The sequence below is a fragment of the Streptomyces seoulensis genome (genome assembly GCF_004328625.1).
GTDB lineage: Bacteria > Actinomycetota > Actinomycetes > Streptomycetales > Streptomycetaceae > Streptomyces > Streptomyces seoulensis.
The window spans coordinates 1,450,593-1,469,921 of record NZ_CP032229.1; the positions used below are offsets into that span (position 1 = coordinate 1,450,593).

Sequence of the window (19,329 nt, forward strand, 5' to 3'; positions counted from 1 at the left end):
GAATCGGCCGGAATTCCGGCGTTCCCCCCAGGGCGTACCGCTCTGCATTACCTCGTGTCATAACAAGAGCGTCACAGCCTTGGTCAAGCTCTCCTCCACGTTCCCATCACACGCTTAGAGTCACGGCCAGTCACCGCGCCCCGGATTCGCTTTTCGGCCAGGCGCGCGGCTCGACCGTTTCCATGGGGATGCGGTCGTCCAGGGAAAGGACTGATCGTGCGTCAACGTTCGCTCATCGCCATCACCGCCGCGCTGTCCGCGGGAGCGCTCACCCTCACCGCCTGCGGCTCGCGCGACAGCGGCGACAACGGCTCCGACGCCAAGGGCGGCACCACCGTCACCATCGGCATCGACGCCCCGCTGACCGGCGACCTGTCCGCGCTGGGCCTCGGCATCAAGAACTCGGTGGACCTCGCGGTCAAGACCGCGAACAAGAAGGAGTACGTCAAGGGCGTCACCTTCAAGATCGACGCCAAGGACGACCAGGCGCAGCCCTCGTCCGGCCAGCAGAACTCCACGGCGTTCGTCACCGACAAGAGCGTCCTCGGTGTCGTCGGCCCGCTGAACTCCTCCGTCGCCGAGTCGATGCAGAAGGTCCTCGACGACGCCAAGCTGGCCCAGGTCTCCCCCGCCAACACCAACCCGGCGCTGACCCAGGGCGTCAACTGGCAGAAGACCAAGACCCGCACGTACAAGTCGTACTTCCGCACCGCGACCACGGACGCCATCCAGGGCCCGTTCGCCGCCCAGTACGTCTACAACAAGGCCAAGAAGACCAAGGTCTTCGTCATCGACGACAAGAAGACCTACGGCGCCGGTCTCGCCGCCACCTTCTCCGCCGAGTTCAAGAAGCTGGGCGGCAAGGTCGTCGGCACCGAGCACATCAACCCCGACACCAAGGACTTCTCCGCGGTCGCCACCAAGGTGAAGAACTCCGGTGCCCAGGTGGTCTACTACGGCGGCGAGTACCCGCAGGCCGGCCCGCTCAGCAAGCAGATCAAGGCGGCCGGCGCCAAGGTCCCGCTGGTCGGCGGCGACGGCATCTACGCCGACGACTTCATCAAGCTCGGCGGCGCCTCCGCCACCGGCGACCTCGCCACCTCCGTCGGCGCCCCGGTGGAGACCCTCCCCTCCGCCAAGCAGTTCGTCGCGGACTACAAGGCCGAGGGCTACAAGGAGGCGTACGCGGCCTACGGCGGCTACTCCTACGACTCCGCCTGGTCGATCATCGAGGCCGTCAAGAAGGTCGTCGACGACAACGACGGCAAGCTGCCCTCCGACGCCCGCGCGAAGGTCACCGCCGCCCTGCAGAACGTCTCCTTCGACGGCGTGACCGGCAAGGTCTCCTTCGACGAGTACGGCGACGCCACCAACAAGCAGCTCACGGTCTACTCCGTCAAGGACGGGGCCTGGAAGGCCGTGGAGTCCGGCACCTACAACGGTTCCTGACCCGAAGCCGCACCAGCCGAGCCGCGCGGGGCGCTCAAGAGGCGCCCCGCGCGGACTCGCATCCGGCCACTTCCGGCCACATCCGTCGCTTATCCCACGCTCGGAGGACATGCGGTGAACGAACTGCCGCAGCAGCTCGTCAACGGCCTGCTACTTGGTTCCATGTACGGGCTGGTCGCCATCGGCTACACCATGGTCTATGGCATCGTCCAGCTCATCAACTTCGCCCACGGCGAGATATTCATGACCGGCGCCTTCGGCGCCCTCACTGTCTACGTGTACATCCTTCCCGACGGCACCTCCATGTGGATCGCCCTGCCGCTGATGCTGGTGGGCGCCATCGTGGTCGCCGTGACCGTCGCCGTCGGAGCGGAACGATTCGCCTACCGGCCGCTGCGCAGCGCGCCCCGGCTCGCCCCGCTGATCACCGCCATCGGCCTCTCCCTCGCCCTCCAGCAGGCCGTGTGGGCCTGGTACCCCGAGGCCAAGTCGGCGCGCACCTTCCCGAGCATCCCCGGCGGACCCTTCGAGATCGGCAACGTCACCATCCAGACCGGTGACGTCTTCCTGGTCGCCGCCGCCCCGCTCAGCATGGCCGTCCTCGCCTACTTCGTGATGCGCACCCGCACCGGGCGCGGCATGCAGGCCACCGCCCAGGACCCGGACACCGCCAAGCTGATGGGCGTCAACACCGACCGCATCATCGTGATCGCGTTCGCCCTGGGCGCCGCCTTCGCCGCGGTCGGCTCCGTCGCCTACGGCTTCAAGTACGGCCAGATCGACTTCCGCATGGGCTTCATCCTCGGCCTCAAGGCGTTCACCGCCGCCGTCCTCGGCGGCATCGGCAACATCTACGGCGCCATGCTCGGCGGTCTCGTCCTCGGCGTCGCCGAAGCCCTGTCCACCGCCTACATCGCGGACATCCCCGGCATGGACAAGTTCGGCAGCCAGTCCTGGGCAGACGTCTGGGCGTTCGTACTCCTCATCCTCGTGCTCCTGCTGAGGCCACAGGGCCTGCTCGGCGAGCGCGTCGCGGACAGGGCGTGACACCGATGACCACACAGACCACCGCACCCGGCGCCCCGGAGACCCCGGAGACCACCGCCCCCGCCGCCACCGGCCTCATCGGTCTGCCGGCCACCGTCGGCCGGGCCCTGGCCACCGGCGGCGGCGCCCTCGCCGTCGTCTCCACCTTCCTGGCCTGGACCTGGACCTCCGAGTTCCCCGGCGACCTCACCGTCTACGGCTACCCCGGCGGCCTCCAGGTCCTCGTCCTCATCGGCGGCCTCCTCACCACCCTGTTCGGCCTCGCCTCCTACGGCGTCAAGGGCCTGAAGCTCCTCACCCCCGGCAACGCCGACAGCGCCCTCAAGCTCGCCGCGTTCGGCACCTTCGCCACCGCCTGGTACACCGTCATCGCCATCAGCACCAAGCTCGGCGGCGTCGTCAACCTCGAACCCGGCGGCTACCTCGTCGCGCTCGCCACCCTCGTCGCCCTGCTCGGCGCCCTCGCGCTGCCCTTCCAGCGGCCCGAGCCCGACCCGGTCGACCCCGACGACACCGGCTGGGAAGCCTTCCGGCACCGCGCCCGGCAGAAGCGCGCCGACTTCAAGGCCGCCTTCGCCGCCGAGGCCCCCGCCCCCGGCCGCACCCTGCCCGCCTGGGCGGAGATCCTCGTCATCACCGGCGTCATGGCCCTCGGCCTGCTCGTCTTCACCTACGGCATCGGCACCGAGTACGACGAACTGTTCATCGGCTTCCTCATCACCGCGGGCTTCGGCTTCGCCGCGGTCGCCAAGGCCGGACTCGTGGCCCGGATCTCGGCGATCACCACCCGGCACCGCACCGTCACCATGACCGGCGCCTTCGTCGCCGCCGCGGCCTTCCCCTTCACCCAGTCCGACGACCAGTACGCCACCATCGGCGTCTACATCCTCATCTTCGCCACCGTCGCCCTCGGCCTGAACATCGTCGTCGGCCTCGCCGGCCTGCTCGACCTCGGCTACGTCGCGTTCCTCGGCGTCGGCGCCTACACCGCCGCCCTCGTCTCCGGCTCGCCCTCCTCGCCGCTGCACGTGCACTGGCCCTTCTGGGCCTCCGCCCTGCTCGGCGCCTTCGTCGCCATGATCTTCGGCGTCCTCATCGGCGCCCCGACCCTGCGACTGCGCGGCGACTACCTCGCCATCGTCACCCTCGGCTTCGGCGAGATCTTCCGCATCACCGTCCTCAACATGGACGGCACCTCCGGACCCGACGTCACCAACGGCTCCAACGGCATCTCCTCGATCCCGAACCTCGACATCCTCGGGTTCGACTTCGGCCAGGAACACCAGCTGTTCGGCGCCACCATCGGGCGGTTCGCCAACTACTTCCTGCTGATGCTGCTCATCACCCTCGTCGTGGTCATCGTCTTCCGGCGCAGCAGCGACTCCCGCATCGGCCGCGCCTGGATCGCCATCCGCGAGGACGAGACCGCCGCGCTCGCCATGGGCATCAACGGCTTCAGGGTCAAGCTCATCGCCTTCGCCCTCGGCGCCTGCCTCGCCGGACTCGCCGGCTCCGTCCAGGCCCACGTCACCTACACCGTGACGCCGGAGCAGTACCAGTTCGCCCACGTCGTCCCGCCCAACTCCGCCTTCCTGCTGGCCGCGGTCGTCCTCGGCGGCATGGGCACCATCTCCGGGCCCCTCGTCGGCGCCTCGCTGCTGTACCTGATCCCGGCCAAGCTCCAGTTCCTGGGCGACTACCAGCTCTTCGCCTTCGGCGTCGCGCTCGTCCTGCTGATGCGCTTCCGCCCCGAGGGCCTCATCCCCAACCGGCGCCGCCAACTCGAGTTCCACGAGGACACCGCCGCGCCCGCCGTCCTCAGCAAGGCAGGGGCCTGACCACCATGACCACCGACACCACCACCAAGGACACCGCACCCGGCACCACCCCCGGCGAGACGGTCCTCGACGCCCGCGGCGTCACCATGCGGTTCGGCGGCCTCACCGCCGTCCGCGACGTCGACCTGACCGTCAACAGCGGCGAGATCGTCGGTCTCATCGGCCCCAACGGCGCCGGCAAGACCACCTTCTTCAACTGCCTCACCGGTCTCTACGTCCCCACCGAGGGCGAGGTCCGCTACAAGGGCACCGTCCTGCCGCCCAAGTCCTTCAAGGTCACCGCGGCCGGCATCGCCCGTACCTTCCAGAACATCCGGCTGTTCGCCAACATGACCGTCCTGGAGAACGTGCTCGTCGGCCGGCACACCCGGACCAAGGAAGGACTCTGGTCCGCCCTGCTGCGCGGCCCCGGCTTCCACAAGGCCGAAGCCGCCTCCCGCACCCGCGCCATGGAACTCCTCGCCTTCGTCGGCCTGGACGCCAAGGCCGAGCACCTCGCCCGCAACCTCCCCTACGGCGAGCAGCGCAAGCTGGAGATCGCCCGCGCGCTGGCCAGCGAGCCCGGACTGCTGCTGCTGGACGAGCCCACCGCGGGCATGAACCCGCAGGAGACCCGCGCCACCGAGGAACTGGTCTTCGCCATCCGCGACCAGGGCATCGCCGTCCTCGTCATCGAGCACGACATGCGCTTCATCTTCAACCTCTGCGACCGCGTCGCCGTCCTCGTCCAGGGCCAGAAGCTCATCGAGGGCGACAGCGCCACCGTCCAGGGCGACGAACGCGTCGTCGCCGCCTACCTCGGTGAACCCTTCGAGGACGCCCCCGGCGACGAGGAGGCCGCCGAGGTCGAGGCGGCCGAGGCACAGGCCGGGACCACGAAGGACACCGCGCCCGGCAAGGAGAACGAGCGATGACCGCACTGCTCGAAGTCGAGGACCTGCGGGTCGCCTACGGCAAGATCGAGGCCGTCAAGGGCATCTCGTTCAAGGTCGAGGCCGGCCAGGTCGTCACCCTCATCGGCACCAACGGGGCGGGCAAGACCACCACGCTGCGCACCCTGTCCGGGCTGCTCAAGCCGGTCGGCGGGCAGATCCGCTTCAGCGGCAGGTCGCTGAAGAAGGTCCCCGCCCACCAGGTGGTCTCCCTCGGGCTCGCCCACTCCCCCGAGGGCCGGCACATCTTCCCGCGCATGACCATCGAGGACAACCTGCGCCTCGGGGCCTTCCTGCGCAACGACAAGCCGGGCATCGAGCAGGACATCCAGCGCGCCTACGACCTCTTCCCCATCCTCGGGGAGCGCCGGAAGCAGGCCGCGGGCACCCTCTCCGGCGGTGAGCAGCAGATGCTCGCCATGGGGCGGGCGCTGATGTCCCGGCCGCAGCTCCTCATGCTGGACGAGCCGTCCATGGGCCTCTCGCCGATCATGATGCAGAAGATCATGGCGACGATCGCCGAGCTGAAGTCCAGCGGTACGACGATCCTGCTGGTCGAGCAGAACGCCCAGGCGGCGCTGTCGCTCGCGGACCAGGGGCATGTCATGGAGGTCGGCAGCATCGTGCTCTCCGGCACCGGGCGCGACCTGCTGCACGACGAGTCGGTGCGCAAGGCGTACCTCGGCGAGGACTGAGCGGGGTACGAGAAGGCCCGCGCCCCTCCGAGCTCAGGGGGCGCGGGCCTTCTCGTCGTGCTGCCGCTAGTTCTTCTTGGCGGACTTCTTCTCCTGGTCGTCGGAGATGACCGCCTCCGCGACCTGCTGCATCGACAGGCGGCGGTCCATCGAGGTCTTCTGGATCCAGCGGAACGCGGCGGGCTCGCTCAGGCCGTACTCGGTCTGCAGGATCGACTTCGCGCGGTCGACCAGCTTGCGGGTCTCCAGGCGCTGGCTGAGGTCGGCGACCTCCTGCTCCAGCTGCTTCAGCTCGGTGAAGCGGGAGACGGCCACCTCGATGGCCGGGACCACGTCGGTCTTGCTGAACGGCTTCACGAGGTACGCCATCGCGCCGGCGTCGCGGGCGCGTTCCACGAGGTCGCGCTGCGAGAAGGCGGTGAGCATCAGGACCGGGGCGATGGACTCCTCGGCGATCTTCTCCGCCGCCGAGATGCCGTCCATCTTCGGCATCTTCACGTCCAGGATGACCAGGTCCGGCTTGTGCTCGCGGGCCAGTTCCACGGCCTGCTCGCCGTCCCCGGCCTCACCGACCACCGTGTAGCCTTCCTCCTCCAGCATCTCCTTGAGGTCGAGCCGGATCAGCGCCTCGTCCTCGGCGATGACGACCCGGGTCGTCAGCGGGGGCACATGCGACTTGTCATCATCGGACACGTCTGCGGGCTGGGGCGACTCGGGGGTCACGGGGCTCTCCGTTCAGGCAGGGGCACTGCTGACAAGAGCCTACCTAGCTGCGCTTCTCAACGCGGACCCGGTACACTCCTGCAAGGTTGTCGAGCCGGGTTGGCGCAACTGGTTGACGCGGAGGTCTCAAACACCTCTGTCCGAAAGGACGTGTGGGTTCGAATCCCATACCCGGCACAGACAAGCGGAGGATCACGTTCTCGTGGTCTTCCGCTTTTTGCTGTTCGGAGGCCCTGTCGAGTGACGCAGGGTAGTTCCATGGCGTCGCACGCACCTTCGAAACGTACGGAGGCACTCACCCTCCTCAGAGCCGGTGTTCCTAACCGTGAGGTCGCCGAGCAGCTCGGGGTGCCGCGTGGAACCGTCGGCTGGTGGCGCAGCGAAGACCGCAGGGCGCGCGGCGAGGAGTACCGGCGGCCGACCGACTGCCCCCGGTGCACGGAGCACGCCGTGGACCGGACCGCGTACTCGTACCTGCTGGGCCTCTACCTCGGCGACGGGCACATCGTCTCCAAGCCCGGTCAGCACCATCTCTCGGTGTACTGCGACGCCCGGTACACCGGCCTGGTCGCAGCCGCCGAGGACGCCATGCGGGCCGTACTGCCGTCCACCGCCACCGGGCGGCGCAGCCGGAACGGCTGCGTGGAGGTGAAGTCGTACACCCGGCACTGGACGTGTCTCTTCCCCCAGCACGGGCCCGGCCCCAAGCACGAGCGCCGGATCGCGCTGGAGCTCTGGCAGCGGGAGATCGTCGACGCCCGCCCGTGGGAGTTCGTCCGGGGCCTGATCCACTCCGACGGCTGCCGGATCACCAACTGGACGACCCGCAGCGTGGGCGGGGAGCGCAGACGGTACGAGTATCCGCGCTACCTCTTCACCAACAAGTCCGACGACGTCAGGGCCCTCTTCACCGGTGCGCTGGACGCCCTGGGCATCACCTGGACGGTGCTGAACCGCGACGGGAAGCCGTACAACATCTCCGTCGCCCGCAAAGCCTCCGTAGCCCTCATGGACCTCCACGTCGGTGCGAAGTACTGACCCCTACTTCGGGCTGTCGTCCTCGGCGATGTGGTGGACGCGGACCAGGTTGGTGGTGCCGGGTTCGCCGGGTGGGGAGCCGGCGGTGATGACGACGGTGTCGCCCTTTTTGCAGCGGGCGTGGCGAAGGAGCAGCTCGTCGACCTGGTCGACCATCGCGTCGGTGGAGTCGACGTGGGGGCCGAGGAAGGTCTCCACGCCCCAGGTGAGGCTGAGCTGGGAGCGGGTGGCGGGGTCGGGGGTGAAGGCGAGGACGGGGATGGGTGAGCGGTAGCGGGAGAGGCGGCGGGCGGTGTCGCCGGACTGGGTGAAGGCGACGAGGAAGCGGGCCCCGAGGAAGTCCCCCATCTCGGCGGCGGCCCGCGCGACGGCACCCCCCTGGGTGCGCGGCTTGTTCCGCTCGGTCAGCGGCGGCAGCCCCTTCGCCAGCATCTCCTCCTCCGCGGCGGCGACGATCTTCGCCATGGTGCACACGGTCTCGACGGCGTAGTGCCCCACGCTGGTCTCGGCGGACAGCATCACCGCGTCCGCCCCGTCGAGGACCGCGTTGGCCACGTCGGAGGCTTCGGCGCGGGTCGGCCGGGCGCTGTCGATCATCGACTCCAGCATCTGGGTGGCGACGATGACCGGCTTGGCGTTGCGTTTGGCGAGCTTGACCGCGCGCTTCTGCACGATCGGCACCTGCTCCAGCGGCATCTCCACGCCGAGGTCGCCCCGGGCGACCATGAGCCCGTCGAAGGCGGCGACGACGTCCTCGATGTTCTCCACGGCCTGCGGCTTCTCCAGCTTGGCGATGACGGGCAGCCGGCGTCCCTCCTCCGCCATGATCCGGTGCACCTCGGCGGCGTCGCGCCCGCTGCGCACGAAGGAGAGGGCGACGACGTCGAAGCCGGTGCGCAGCGCCCAGCGCAGGTCGTCCTGGTCCTTTTTGGAGAGGGCCGGGACGGAGACGGCGACCCCGGGGAGGTTGATCCCCTTGTGGTCGGAGATCACGCCGCCCTCCACCACCCGGGTGCGCACCCGGGGCCCGTCGACGCCGGTGACCTCCAGGCAGACCCGCCCGTCGTCGACGAGGACGCGCTCACCGGGCCGGACGTCCTCCGCGAGGCCGGCGTAGGTGGTGCCGCACCGGTGCCGGTCGCCGTGGACGCCCTCCTCGACGGTGATGGTGAAGGTGTCGTCGCGTTCGAGGAGTACGGGCCCTTCGGCGAAGGTACCGAGCCGGATCTTCGGACCTTGAAGATCGGCGAGGATTCCGACGCTGCGGCCGGTCTCGTCGGCAGCCTGGCGAACGCGCTGGTAACGCGCCTCGTGTTCGGCATGGGTGCCGTGGCTGAGGTTGAACCGGGCTACGTCCATTCCGGCCTCGACCAGTGCCTTGATCTGGTCGTACGAGTCGGTGGCGGGCCCCAGGGTGCAGACGATCTTTGCTCGGCGCATGGGTCGAGCCTATGGCTTACCGACGGGTAGAGAATTCGGGCTCCATGGCCGCTCAACGACCTTTGGGGAAAGGCTTATTGACAAGTGTTGAATTGTGCGATGAGCCGCTCCTATGAGCGATGTTCTTCGCGCGCTATCTCTTTGCGGCGAAGGTTTGGCTAAAGCCGCGGCGGCACCAGTGTGAAACGCGCGGTGACCTGCGCGGAGACCCACAACTGTGCGGGCTGGAGATCGAACGGCTCGGCGGATTCCGCCGCGTCGGCCCGGCGGGCGGAGCGGCCGAAGGCGGAGACGTTGCGCGGCCGGTCGGCACCGGTGTCGGCGAGTTCGGTCAGCGCGGCGAGGGAGGTGCCGAGCGCGTCGGCGTATTCGCGGGCCCGCTGGAGGGCGTCGGCGACGGCACGCCGGCGGGCCTCGGCGTGGGCCGGCGAGTCGGGGCGCAGCGACCACGAGGGCCCGTCCAGCTCGGTCAGCTCCAACTCGGCCAGCTGTGCGGTGAGTTCGCCGAGGGCGGCGAAGTCGGTGATCTCGGCGTCGATGCGGACGATCCCCTGGTGGCTGCGCACCCGCTCGCCCCGCCCGCGTTCGCTGAGTTCGGGGGTGACGCCGAGGGTGCCGGTGGTGAGGCCGGGCACGGCGTCGCCGTAGGACTTGAGGACGTCGAGGGCGGCGGTGTTGCGGCGGGCCAGGTCGTCGAGGGTGGCGCGGCGGTCGCGGCCGCGTGCGGTGACGGTGACGCCGATGCGGGCGATCTCGGCCTCGGTCTGGAACTCGGCCTCGCCCCGGACGGCGAGGAGCGGGGCGTCGGCGGTGCCGTACGCGGGGTTCGCCTCAGGGGTCATACGTCCCACTGTGTCATGTGTCCGGCGTGCGGGCGGGGGGAGTTGACGGAAATCGGTCACCGGATCGCAACCTGGGGGGTCTGTTGCGACCTGTCATGGTCGGGCCACAATCTACGCGCGTTGTCGACCCCTTGCCGAGGAGACCGAGAGATGCCGTTCGACCGCCGGAAGTTCCTGAAGCAGTCCGCCGTCACCGGGGCGGGCGTGGCGATCGCGGGCGGGGCGGGAGCCCCGGCGGCCCAGGCTGCCGGTGCCGTCACGGCGCGCCACGGGCACCACGAGAAGCGGTACTCGCTGACCGTGATGGGCACCACCGACCTGCACGGTCACGTCTTCAACTGGGACTACTTCAAGAACGCGGACTACACCGACGCGGCGGGCAACGCCCAGGGCCTGGCCCGGATCTCGACGCTGGTGAACCAGGTCCGCAAGGAGAAGGGCCGCCGCAACACCCTGCTGCTGGACGCGGGCGACACCATCCAGGGCACCCCGCTGACCTACTACTACGCCAAGGTGGACCCGATCACCGCCAAGGGCGGCCCGGTGCACCCGATGGCGAAGGCGATGAACGCGATCGGGTACGACGCGGCGGCGCTGGGCAACCACGAGTTCAACTACGGCATCGAGACGCTGCGCCGCTTCGAGCACCAGCTCGACTTCCCGCTGCTGGGCGCCAACGCGGTGGACGCCAAGACGCTGAAGCCGGCGTTCGCGCCGTACTACATGAAGCGGTTCCATGTGCCGGGCGCGCCGCCGGTGAAGGTCGCGGTGCTGGGTCTGACCAACCCCGGCATCGCCATCTGGGACAAGGCGCTGGTGCAGGGCAAGCTGGCCTTCGAGGGTCTTGAGGAGCAGGCCGCGAAGTGGGTGCCGAAGCTCAGGTCGATGGGCGCGGACATCGTGGTGGTCTCGGCGCACTCGGGCACCTCGGGCACGTCGTCCTACGGTGACCAGGTGCCGTACGTGGAGAACGCGGCGGCGAACGTGGCGCGGCTGGTGCCGGGGATCGACGCGATCCTGGTCGGGCACGCGCACCTGGAGATCCCGGAGCTGCGGGTCGTCAACGAGAAGTCGGGGAAGACGGTCGTGCTGTCGGAGCCGCTGTGCTTCGCGGAGCGGCTGACCCTGTTCGACTTCGAGCTGGTCTTCAGCCGGGGCCGCTGGCAGGTGGAGTCGGTGAAGGCGTCCCTGAAGGACTCCCGGACCGTGGCGGACGACCCGACGATCACCAAGCTGCTCTCCAAGGAGCACGCGAAGGTGGTGGCGTACGTCAACCAGGTGGTGGGCCGGGCGACCGAGACGCTGACCACGGTGGAGGCGCGATACAAGGACGCCCCGATCATCGACCTGATCACCAAGGTGCAGGAGGACGTGGTCAAGGCGGCGCTCGTGGGCACCGAGTACGCCTCGCTGCCGGTGCTGGCCCAGGCGTCGCCGTTCTCCCGGACGAGCGAGATCCCGGCGGGCGACGTCACCATCCGGGACCTGTCGGGGCTGTACGTGTACGACAACACGCTGGTGGCGAAGCTGCTGACGGGCGCGCAGGTGCGGGCGTACCTGGAGTACTCCGCGCAGTACTACGTGCAGACGGCGCCGGGCGCGCCGGTGGACGTGGACAAGCTGACGAACGCGGCCGACCGCCCCGACTACAACTACGACTACGTGTCGGGGCTGACGTACGACATCGACATCGCGCAGCCCGCCGGGTCGCGGATCAAGAACCTCTCCTTCGGCGGGGCTCCGCTGGACGACGCGGCCCAGTTCGTGCTGGCGGTGAACAACTACCGGGCCAACGGCGGCGGCGCGTTCCCGTATGTCGCGGCGGCGAAGGAGCTGTGGTCGGAGTCGACGGAGATCCGGACCCGGATCGCGGAGTGGGTGACCGCGAAGGGTGTGCTGGACCCGAAGGACTTCGCTTCGGTGGACTGGAAGCTGACGCGGAACGGCACGCCGGTGTTCTAGTACGCCGGTCCGGGTGAGGCCCCGGTGACGGTGCGGGCCGGTCCGGTCGCGCCGTCACCGGGGCTTCGGCGTTGCGGGTGCAGGCCGAAGGTGGTGAAGGCGGTGCGGGCGGGGAGCGGGTACTGCTCCTTGCCGGTCAGGGAGTTGAGGATGGTGGCGCTGCGCCAGGCGGCGAGGCCGAGGTCGGGGGCGCCGACGCCGTGGGTGTGGAGTTCGGCGTTCTGGACGTGGACGCGGCCGCTGACGGCGGGGTCGAGGACGAGCCGGAACTCGTCGTCGATCAGGGGGCGTCCGGCGCTGTCGCGGCGCAGGTGGGGGCCGAGTCCGGCGAGGAGGCCGTCCAGGGGGCGCATGCGGTAGCCGGTGGCGAGGACGACGGCGTCGGTGGCGAGGCGGACGCGGCTGCCCTGGTCGAGGTGTTCGAGGTGGAGTTCGACCTGTCCGGTGCCGAGGCGTCCCGCGGTGCGGACCTGGACGCCGGGGGTGAGGACGGCGTCGGGCCAGCCGCCGTGGAGGGTGCGCCGGTACAGCTCGTCGTGGATGGCGGCGAGGGTGCCGGCGTCGACGCCCTTGTGGAGCTGCCACTGCGCGGCGACGAGCCGGTCGCGGACGGGTTCGGCGAGGGCGTGGAAGTAGCGGGTGTGGTCGGGGGTGAAGTGCTCCAGGCCGAGCTTGGAGTACTCCATGGGCGCGAAGGCGGCGGTACGGCCGATCCAGTGCAGCTGTTCGCGTCCGGCGGGGCGGTGGCGGAGCAGGTCGAGGAAGACCTCGGCGCCGGACTGGCCGGAGCCGATGACGGTGACGTGTCCGGCGGTGAGCAGCGTCTCGCGGTGGGCGAGGTAGTCGGCGGCGTGCAGGACGGGGACACCGGGGGCGGCGGCGAGGGGGCGCAGCGGTTCGGGGACGTGGGGTGCGCTGCCGATGCCGATGACGATGTTCCGGGTGCGGGTGCGGCCGAGGGCCTCGGCGTGGCCGTCGGCGTCGAGCCGGGTGAAGTCGACCTCGAACACGTCGCGTTCGGGGTTCCAGCGGACGGCGTCGGCGTGGTGGCGGAAGCGGAGTCCGGGGAGCTGGCCGGCGACCCAGCGGCAGTAGGCGTCGTACTCGGCGCGCTGGATGTGGAAGTGCTCGGCGAAGTAGAAGGGGAAGAGCCTCTCGCGGGTGCGGAGCCAGTTGAGGAAGCTCCAGGGGCTGGTGGGGTCGGCGAGGGTCACCAGGTCGGCGAGGAAGGGGACTTGGAGGGTGGCGCCGTCGATGAGGAGGCCGGGGTGCCAGTCGAAGCCGGGGCGCTGTTCGTAGAAGACGGCGTCGAGTTCGGCGAGGGGGGCGGCGAGGGCGGCCAGGGAGAGGTTGCAGGGGCCGATGCCGATGCCGACGAGGTCGCGGGGGGACTCGGGCTCCTGGCCTGCGGGGTGGGGCGGGTGGCTCATGCGGGGGTGTGTCCTTCGGCGAGTTTCAGCAGGTGGGCCAGGTCGTCGGGCCCGGTGTGGGGGTTGAGGAGGGTGGCCTTGAGCCAGAGGCGGCCGTCGGCGCGGGCCCGGCCGAGGACGGCGCGGCCCTCGTGCAGCAGGGTGCGGCGGACGGCGGCCACGGCGTCGTCGCTCGCGTGGGCGGGCCGGAACAGCACGGTGGCGAGGGTGGGCCGGTCGTACAGTTCGAGGCCGGGGTGTGCCTCGACGCGGTCGGCGAAGTCCCGCGCAAGGGTGAGGACTTGGTCGATGAGGTCGGCGAGGCCGGTGCGGCCGAGGGTGCGCAGGGTGACCGCGGCCTTGAGGACGTCGGGTCTGCGGGTGGTGCGGGTGGAGCGGCCGAGGAGGTCGGGGAGGCCGGCCTCGGTGTCGTCGCCCGCGTTGAGGTAGTCGGCGCGCTGGTGGAGGGCGTCGAGTCCGGCGGCGTCGGCGACGGCGAGGAAGCCGGTGGCGACGGGCTGCCAGCCGAGTTTGTGCAGGTCGAGGGCGACGGTGTCGGCGGCGTCGAGTCCGGTGAGCAGGGCGCGGTGGCGGTCGCTGAGGGCGAGGGCGCCGCCGTAGGCCGCGTCGATGTGCAGCCGGACGCGGTGGGCGGCGCAGCGGGCGGCGATCTCGGGGAGCGGGTCGATCAGCCCGGCGTCGGTGGTGCCCGCGGTGGCGGCGACGAGGAGGGGGCCGGTCAGCTCGGTGAGCGCGGCGTCCAGCGCGGCGGGGTCCAGGGTGCCGTTGGGGGCGGGGAGGACGACGGGGTCGGGCAGGCCGAGCAGCCAGGCGGCGCGGGGCAGGGAGTGGTGGGCGGCGGCCGAGCAGACCAGGCGGAGGTTCGCGCCGTGGGCCTCGCGGGCGAGCAGCAGGGCGAGCTGGTTGGCCTCGGTGCCGCCGGTGGTGACGACGGCGTCGGCGAGGCCGATGCGGGCGGCCAGCGCGGCGGTGACGCGGGCTTCCAGGGCGGAGGCGGCGGGTGCCTGGTCCCAGGAGTCCAGCGAGGGGTTGAGCGCGCTGACGGCCAGGTCGGCGGCGGTGGCGACGGCGAGCGGCGGGCAGTGCAGGTGAGCGGCGCAGAGCGGGTCGGCGGGGTCGGCGGCGCCCGCGGCGAGGGCGTGCGTGAGGTCGCGCAGGGCGTCGGGGTCGCCGTGTTCGGGGAGCACGTCGCCGAGGACGTCGGTGACGCGGGCGGCGACGGCGTCGGGGCCCCCTGCCGGCAGCGGGCCGCCGCGGGCGGCGGCACCGGTGGTGAGGGCGCCGAGGACGGTGTCCAGGAGCGGGCGCAGGGCGTCCGGGCCGTGGGGTCCTGAGGCGAGGGGCGGGGTGCTCATGGGCTCTCCTGCGGGGCGGGGACACACGCCGGCCCTCAGGTTCGGGAGCCGGGTGTCCGCGCTGCACAACGAGCGGGAGCGGGAAATGGGTACTGCCGTACGGGGAAAACGCGTTGGAACGGCGTGCCCGGACGGCACTACGGTCGCCGGATGAGCGAGACGTGGACGGTGGACCTGCCCGGTGAGCGGGTGCTGCTGCGCGAGCCGGGTCCGGCCGACGAGGCGGCGCTGCTGAAGATGTTCGAGGAGTGCGAGGACTGGTTCACGGCGCGGACCGGGCTGCCGTCGGCGCCGGGCGATGTGCAGAGCCTGTACTACGCGCTGCCCGAGGGCGCGGACCCCGGCGACAAGGTGCTGCTCCTGGTGGAGCGCGGCGGCGAGGTCGCGGGCCTGGTGGACGCGGTACGGGACTGGCCGGAGCCGGGCGCGGTGGCGGTGGGCCTGTTCCTGCTGGCGCCGTGGGCGCGGGGCCGGGGTCTGGGGCGGGCGGTGGCGGAGTCGCTGCTGGCGCGGGGCGCGGCCCGGGTCACGGCGACGGTGCCGGCCGGGTGGAGGGCGGGCGAGCGCTTTCTGGGGGGGTTGGGCTTCGCGCTGGGGGCGCCGGAGGGTGTGCTGCGCCGGGCGGAGTGGCGGCGGGGGGCCTGAGCCACGCCGCCCGGCGCGACGGAGCTACTCTCCGCGCACCCGCAACGCCCGCGCCAGGTCGTCGAGTTCGTCGGCGAGTCGGCGGCGCAGCGCGGGGACCGGGTCGGTGTCGCGCAGGCACGCCTCGCCCAGGGCCAGGTTCTCGGCGTCGACGGCGTGGTGCGGGAAGGCCCAGGCGCCGGCGGCTGCGGCGATGGCGGGCCCGCGCCGGGCGGAGACCGCGACCGCCTGCTCGTAGTAGCGGGGGACGTACTCGCGGACGAGGTCGGCCTGTTCGGGCTGCCAGAAGCCCTGGGCGGTGGCCTTGAACAGGTAGTTGGAGAGGTCGTCGGTGGCGAACATCGCCTCCCAGGCCCGCCGCTTGGCCTCCGGGTCGGGCAGCGCGGCACGGCAACGGGCGGCGCCCTCCTGGCCGTTGGCGGAGGGGTCGCGCTCCAGCTCGGCGGCGATGGCGGCCTCGTCGGTGGCGCCGAGCACGGCGAGCCGGCCGAGGACGCGCCAGCGCAGCTCGGGGTCGAGTTCGGGCCCGCCGGGCACCGTGCCGTCGGCGAGCCAGGCGGCTATGGCGTCGGGCTGCGCGGCGACGTCGATGAAGTGCCGTACGGCGACCAGGCGCAGGCCGGGGTTGTCGCCGTCCTCGGTGCGGCGCAGCAGGTCGCGGCAGAGGGAGCGCAGGGTGGCGAGCGCGGCGGGCCGCTCCTCCAGGGTGAGATAGCGGTTGGCGACGTGGGTGGCGGCGAAGGCCAGGACACCCTCGACGAGGGCGAGGTCGGTCTCCAGCGGCAGGTGCGCGCGGGCGGTGTCCAGGTAGGCACCGGGCGGGAGTTCGCCGTCCCGTACCGCGTCGCGCAGGGCGTTCCAGACGACGGCGCGGGTGAGCGGGTCGGGCAGGCCGGAGAGGCTGGTGCGCAGGGTCGCGAAGGACTCGGGGTCGAAGCGGACCTTGGCGTAGGTGAGGTCGCCGTCGTTGAGCAGGAGCAGCGCGGGCCGCTTGCCGAGCGGCTGGGGCGCGGTCTGCGGGATGTCGAGGCCGACGCGCTCGCGCAGGGTCAGGCGGCCCTCCTCGGTGAGGTCGTGGTCGTACAGGCCGGCGGTGACGCGGTGCGGGCGGCTGCCCTCGTGCTCGACGGTCAGGGTGCGGTTGCCGTCGGTGGTGGTGAGGCGGGGGGTGAGCTTGTCGACGCCGATGGTGCGCAGCCAGGCGTCGGCCCAGGCGGGGACGTCGCGTTCGGTGGCGGAGGCGAGGGAGTCGATGAAGTCGGCGAGGGTGGCGTTGCCGAACCGGTGCCGTTCGAAGTGGACGTTGATGCCGGCCAGGAAGTCCTTCTCGCCGAGCCAGGCGACCAGTTGGCGCAGCGCGGAGGCGCCCTTGGCGTAGGAGATGCCGTCGAAGTTGAGCAGGGCGGCGGCGGTGTCGTCGACGGACCCGGGGGCGACGGGGTGGGTGGAGGGGCGCTGGTCGGCGTCGTAGCCCCAGGACTTGCGGGTGACGCCGAACTCGACCCAGGGCTGGGTGAAGCGGGTGGCCTCCAGGGTGGTCTGGTAGCCCATGTACTCGGCGAAGGACTCGTTCAGCCAGATGTCGTCCCACCACTTGAGGGTGACGAGGTCGCCGAACCACATGTGCGCCATCTCGTGCGCGATGACCATGGCGCGGGTCTGCCGCTCGGTGTCGGTGACGGCGGAGCGGAAGACGAACTCGTCGCGGAAGGTGACGAGGCCCGGGTTCTCCATGGCGCCGGCGTTGAACTCGGGGACGAACGCCTGGTCGTAGGAGTCGAAGGGGTAGGGCTCCTCGAACTTCTCGTGGTAGCGGTCGTACAGGGCGCGGGTGAGGTCCAGGATCTCGTCGGCGTCCGCGTCGAGGTGGGGCGCGAGCGAGCGGCGGCAGTGGATGCCGAAGGGCAGCCCCCGGTGCTCGGTGCGTACGGAGTGCCAGGGGCCGGCGGCGACGGCGACGAGGTAGGTGGAGATCAGCCGGGTGGTGGCGGCGCGCCAGCGGCCCCCGCCGAGGTCCTCGGTGACGCCGTTGGCGAGCACCTGCCAGCCCTCGGGGGCGGTGACGGTCAGGTCGAAGACGGCCTTGAGGTCGGGCTGGTCGAAGGCGGCGAAGACGCGCTGGACGTCGTCCAGGAACAGCTGCGTGTAGACGTAGGTCTCGCCGTCGGTGGGGTCGGTGAAGCGGTGCATGCCCTCGCCGGTGCGGGAGTAGCGCATGACCGCGTCGACGGTGAGCTCGTGCTCGCCCGCGGTGAGGTTCTTCAGCGGCAGCCGGTTGCCGTCCAGGGTGTCGGTGTCCAGGGGCTGTCCGTCGAGGGTGACGGCGCGCAGCTCGGCGGGCTTCAGCTCGACGAAGGTGTCCCCGTCCGTGCGCGCGGTGAACCGGACCGCGGTACGGGAGCCGAAGGTCTCGTCACCGGTGGTGAGGTCGAGACCGACGGTGTAGTGGTGGACGTCGAGGAACTCTGCTCGGGCTTGCGCTTCGTCGCGCGTCAGTACGGACATGGGGGCCATGCTGCCCGATCGCCCCCGGCAGCGGACAGGGGCGGTTCGGTACACGGCATATGTCCGGCCCCGCGCCGGTCCCGCGCCGGGCGTACGCGGGTCAGGGGCGGGTGTGGGCGGAGTCCTCGGCGATGCGCTCGTGGTGCCGGATCACCTCGGCGACGATGAAGTTCAGGAACTTCTCGGCGAAGGCGGGGTCGAGGCGGGCGTCCTCGGCGAGGCTGCGCAGCCGCTCGATCTGGCGGGCCTCCCGGCCGGGGTCGGCGGGCGGCAGGTGATGGCGGGCCTTGAGGCGGCCGACCTGCTGGGTGGCCTTGAAGCGTTCGGCCAGCATGTGGACGACGGCCGCGTCGATGTTGTCGATGCTGGCCCGCAGCCGCTCCAGTTCCTCGCGGGCCTCGGGGTCGACGTCACCGGTGCCGGTGTTGCTGATGGTCATGGGCGTCAACCCTACGGGGCGCGGGGCGGTGGCGTGGCTGGTGGGCGGTTCTACAGTGGGAGGGGGTGTTCCGGGCGACCTTCGGGGGTGCGGGCGTGGTGGCAGGCGGACCGGTGGAACACGGCTTCCCGCACCTCGACACGGTGCGGTCGGCGGTCACGGCGCTGTACCGGCGGCTGTCGGAGGACGGGCTGCGGACCTTCGCGGCGAGCGTGGCCCCGGCCGACGTGGCCTTCGGCGACGGGGACGACCTGCATCTGGGCGCACAGCGGGTGGCGCGGGAGCTGGTGCGGCACTTCCGGCTGCCGGACGCCCGGCTGATCGTCTGCTTCCGGGAGATGACGCACGCGGCCGAGGTGGAACTGGCGGCGGGCCCGGAGTACTTCGTGGAGCTGAACGACCGTTTCCGCGCCCACCGGCGGGACATCGGCGCGGCCCTGGCGCACGAGGTGGCCCATGTGTATCTGCACCGGCTGGGCCTGGAGTTCCCGACGACCGCCGGGAACGAGATCCTCACCGACACGGTGACCACCTACCTCGGCGCGGGCTGGCTGCTGCTGGACGCCTACCGGGAGCACGGCGAGGCGTCGCAGAAGCTGGGCTATCTCACCCCGGAGGAGTTCGGGTACGTCCTGGCGAAGCGGGCGGCGGTGTTCGGGGAGGACCCGGCGGTGTGGTTCACCAGCCCGCAGGCGTACACGGCGTACGTCGCGGGCCGGGACCGGGCGCGGGCGGACGAGCGGCGGGCGCCGCTGGCCGCGGCGGGCTGGGCGGCCCGGCGCCGGTACGCCCACGACCGCCGTGACACCGCCCGGCACGACTCCGGCCGGCCCCGTCCGGACTCCCCCTACGTGTTCACCCCGGACGGCGCGGGGCTGAAGGTGTCCTTCCCGTGCCCGGTGTGCCACCAGCGCATCCGGGTGCCGGTGAAGGGCCGGGTCAAGGTCCGCTGCGGGCTGTGCCGGACGGTGCTGGAGTGCGATACATAG

At 71.2% G+C, this 19,329-nt stretch carries 16 protein-coding genes and 1 tRNA gene; 10 read left to right on the forward strand and 7 right to left on the reverse strand.

Features of this window, described 5'->3' with window-relative positions; translation table 11 throughout:
* Window positions 1-216: 216 nt before the first annotated feature.
* From D0Z67_RS06830 to D0Z67_RS06850, 5 genes are all read left to right on the forward strand, one after another.
* The gene (locus D0Z67_RS06830) at window positions 217-1,449 is read left to right on the forward strand and encodes a branched-chain amino acid ABC transporter substrate-binding protein (protein WP_031182871.1); all 1,233 of its coding nucleotides are present in this window, start codon (window positions 217-219) and stop codon (window positions 1,447-1,449) included.
* Between the two features lie 114 nt (window positions 1,450-1,563).
* On the forward strand, window positions 1,564-2,496 hold the full coding sequence (locus tag D0Z67_RS06835; protein ID WP_031182872.1) for a branched-chain amino acid ABC transporter permease: 933 nt from the start codon (window positions 1,564-1,566) through the stop codon (window positions 2,494-2,496).
* A 5-nt stretch (window positions 2,497-2,501) separates the two neighbouring features.
* Complete coding sequence (locus tag D0Z67_RS06840; protein WP_031182873.1) at window positions 2,502-4,334, forward strand: branched-chain amino acid ABC transporter permease; 1,833 nt, start codon at window positions 2,502-2,504, stop codon at window positions 4,332-4,334.
* A 5-nt stretch (window positions 4,335-4,339) separates the two neighbouring features.
* Window positions 4,340-5,248, forward strand: a complete 909-nt coding sequence (locus D0Z67_RS06845) for an ABC transporter ATP-binding protein (RefSeq protein ID WP_031182874.1) — start codon at window positions 4,340-4,342, stop codon at window positions 5,246-5,248.
* Window positions 5,245-5,961, forward strand: coding sequence for an ABC transporter ATP-binding protein (locus tag D0Z67_RS06850; RefSeq protein WP_031182875.1), 717 nt, complete (start codon window positions 5,245-5,247; stop codon window positions 5,959-5,961). Before D0Z67_RS06845 ends, D0Z67_RS06850 begins: the two co-directional genes overlap by 4 nt.
* Before the next feature lie 66 nt (window positions 5,962-6,027).
* Here the strand turns inward: D0Z67_RS06850 and D0Z67_RS06855 are convergent, their stop codons facing one another.
* A complete protein-coding gene (locus D0Z67_RS06855; protein WP_031182876.1) occupies window positions 6,028-6,684 on the reverse strand; it encodes an ANTAR domain-containing response regulator in 657 nt (218 codons plus the stop codon).
* 93 nt (window positions 6,685-6,777) lie between these two features.
* Between D0Z67_RS06855 and D0Z67_RS06860 the strand changes: the two genes are divergently transcribed.
* A tRNA-Leu gene (locus D0Z67_RS06860) sits at window positions 6,778-6,861 on the forward strand.
* Window positions 6,862-6,942: 81 nt separating this feature from the next.
* On the forward strand, window positions 6,943-7,722 hold the full coding sequence (locus tag D0Z67_RS06865; RefSeq protein WP_031182877.1) for a helix-turn-helix domain-containing protein: 780 nt from the start codon (window positions 6,943-6,945) through the stop codon (window positions 7,720-7,722).
* 3 nt (window positions 7,723-7,725) lie between these two features.
* Here D0Z67_RS06865 and pyk read toward each other — a convergent pair whose 3' ends face one another.
* On the reverse strand, window positions 7,726-9,162 hold the full coding sequence (gene pyk, locus D0Z67_RS06870; protein WP_031182878.1) for a pyruvate kinase: 1,437 nt from the start codon (window positions 9,160-9,162) through the stop codon (window positions 7,726-7,728).
* 158 nt (window positions 9,163-9,320) lie between these two features.
* Complete coding sequence (locus D0Z67_RS06875) at window positions 9,321-10,004, reverse strand: SIMPL domain-containing protein (protein ID WP_031182879.1); 684 nt, start codon at window positions 10,002-10,004, stop codon at window positions 9,321-9,323.
* 150 nt (window positions 10,005-10,154) lie between these two features.
* Between D0Z67_RS06875 and D0Z67_RS06880 the strand changes: the two genes are divergently transcribed.
* On the forward strand, window positions 10,155-11,966 hold the full coding sequence (locus tag D0Z67_RS06880; protein WP_031182880.1) for a bifunctional metallophosphatase/5'-nucleotidase: 1,812 nt from the start codon (window positions 10,155-10,157) through the stop codon (window positions 11,964-11,966).
* On the opposite strand, the gene D0Z67_RS06885 is transcribed toward D0Z67_RS06880, so the two are convergent.
* Window positions 11,963-13,396 carry a lysine N(6)-hydroxylase/L-ornithine N(5)-oxygenase family protein gene (locus D0Z67_RS06885; RefSeq protein ID WP_031182881.1) on the reverse strand — a complete coding sequence of 478 codons (1,434 nt, stop codon included), beginning with the start codon at window positions 13,394-13,396 and terminating at the stop codon, window positions 11,963-11,965. The genes D0Z67_RS06880 and D0Z67_RS06885 overlap by 4 nt on opposite strands.
* Complete coding sequence (locus tag D0Z67_RS06890; RefSeq protein ID WP_031182882.1) at window positions 13,393-14,751, reverse strand: pyridoxal phosphate-dependent decarboxylase family protein; 1,359 nt, start codon at window positions 14,749-14,751, stop codon at window positions 13,393-13,395. The genes D0Z67_RS06885 and D0Z67_RS06890 overlap by 4 nt, the downstream gene beginning before the upstream one ends.
* A 150-nt stretch (window positions 14,752-14,901) precedes the next feature.
* On the opposite strand from D0Z67_RS06890, the gene D0Z67_RS06895 reads away from it, so the two are divergent.
* The gene (locus tag D0Z67_RS06895; protein WP_051887961.1) at window positions 14,902-15,396 is read left to right on the forward strand and encodes a GNAT family N-acetyltransferase; all 495 of its coding nucleotides are present in this window, start codon (window positions 14,902-14,904) and stop codon (window positions 15,394-15,396) included.
* A gap of 24 nt (window positions 15,397-15,420) precedes the next feature.
* Here D0Z67_RS06895 and pepN read toward each other — a convergent pair whose 3' ends face one another.
* Together pepN and D0Z67_RS06905 are read right to left on the reverse strand one after the other, a co-directional pair.
* Window positions 15,421-17,901 (reverse strand): aminopeptidase N, encoded by a 2,481-nt coding sequence (pepN, locus tag D0Z67_RS06900; RefSeq protein WP_031182884.1) that lies wholly within the window; start codon window positions 17,899-17,901, stop codon window positions 15,421-15,423.
* Between the two features lie 100 nt (window positions 17,902-18,001).
* Window positions 18,002-18,340, reverse strand: coding sequence for a chorismate mutase (locus D0Z67_RS06905; RefSeq protein WP_031182885.1), 339 nt, complete (start codon window positions 18,338-18,340; stop codon window positions 18,002-18,004).
* Between the two features lie 95 nt (window positions 18,341-18,435).
* On the opposite strand from D0Z67_RS06905, the gene D0Z67_RS06910 reads away from it, so the two are divergent.
* On the forward strand, window positions 18,436-19,329 hold the full coding sequence (locus tag D0Z67_RS06910) for a hypothetical protein (protein WP_031182886.1): 894 nt from the start codon (window positions 18,436-18,438) through the stop codon (window positions 19,327-19,329).

Bases quoted from the DNA above. Each gene is read 5' to 3' on its own strand.
- pepN (WP_031182884.1), bottom strand. From the start codon at position 17,901: ATGTCCGTACTGACGCGCGACGAAGCGCAAGCCCGAGCAGAGTTCCTC.
- D0Z67_RS06845 (WP_031182874.1), top strand. From the start codon at position 4,340: ATGACCACCGACACCACCACCAAGGACACCGCACCCGGCACCACCCCC.
- D0Z67_RS06850 (WP_031182875.1), top strand. From the start codon at position 5,245: ATGACCGCACTGCTCGAAGTCGAGGACCTGCGGGTCGCCTACGGCAAG.
- D0Z67_RS06895 (WP_051887961.1), top strand. From the start codon at position 14,902: ATGAGCGAGACGTGGACGGTGGACCTGCCCGGTGAGCGGGTGCTGCTG.
- D0Z67_RS06905 (WP_031182885.1), bottom strand. From the start codon at position 18,340: ATGACCATCAGCAACACCGGCACCGGTGACGTCGACCCCGAGGCCCGC.
- D0Z67_RS06875 (WP_031182879.1), bottom strand. From the start codon at position 10,004: ATGACCCCTGAGGCGAACCCCGCGTACGGCACCGCCGACGCCCCGCTC.
- D0Z67_RS06890 (WP_031182882.1), bottom strand. From the start codon at position 14,751: ATGAGCACCCCGCCCCTCGCCTCAGGACCCCACGGCCCGGACGCCCTG.
- D0Z67_RS06885 (WP_031182881.1), bottom strand. From the start codon at position 13,396: ATGAGCCACCCGCCCCACCCCGCAGGCCAGGAGCCCGAGTCCCCCCGC.
- D0Z67_RS06880 (WP_031182880.1), top strand. From the start codon at position 10,155: ATGCCGTTCGACCGCCGGAAGTTCCTGAAGCAGTCCGCCGTCACCGGG.
- D0Z67_RS06840 (WP_031182873.1), top strand. From the start codon at position 2,502: ATGACCACACAGACCACCGCACCCGGCGCCCCGGAGACCCCGGAGACC.
- D0Z67_RS06865 (WP_031182877.1), top strand. From the start codon at position 6,943: ATGGCGTCGCACGCACCTTCGAAACGTACGGAGGCACTCACCCTCCTC.
- pyk (WP_031182878.1), bottom strand. From the start codon at position 9,162: ATGCGCCGAGCAAAGATCGTCTGCACCCTGGGGCCCGCCACCGACTCG.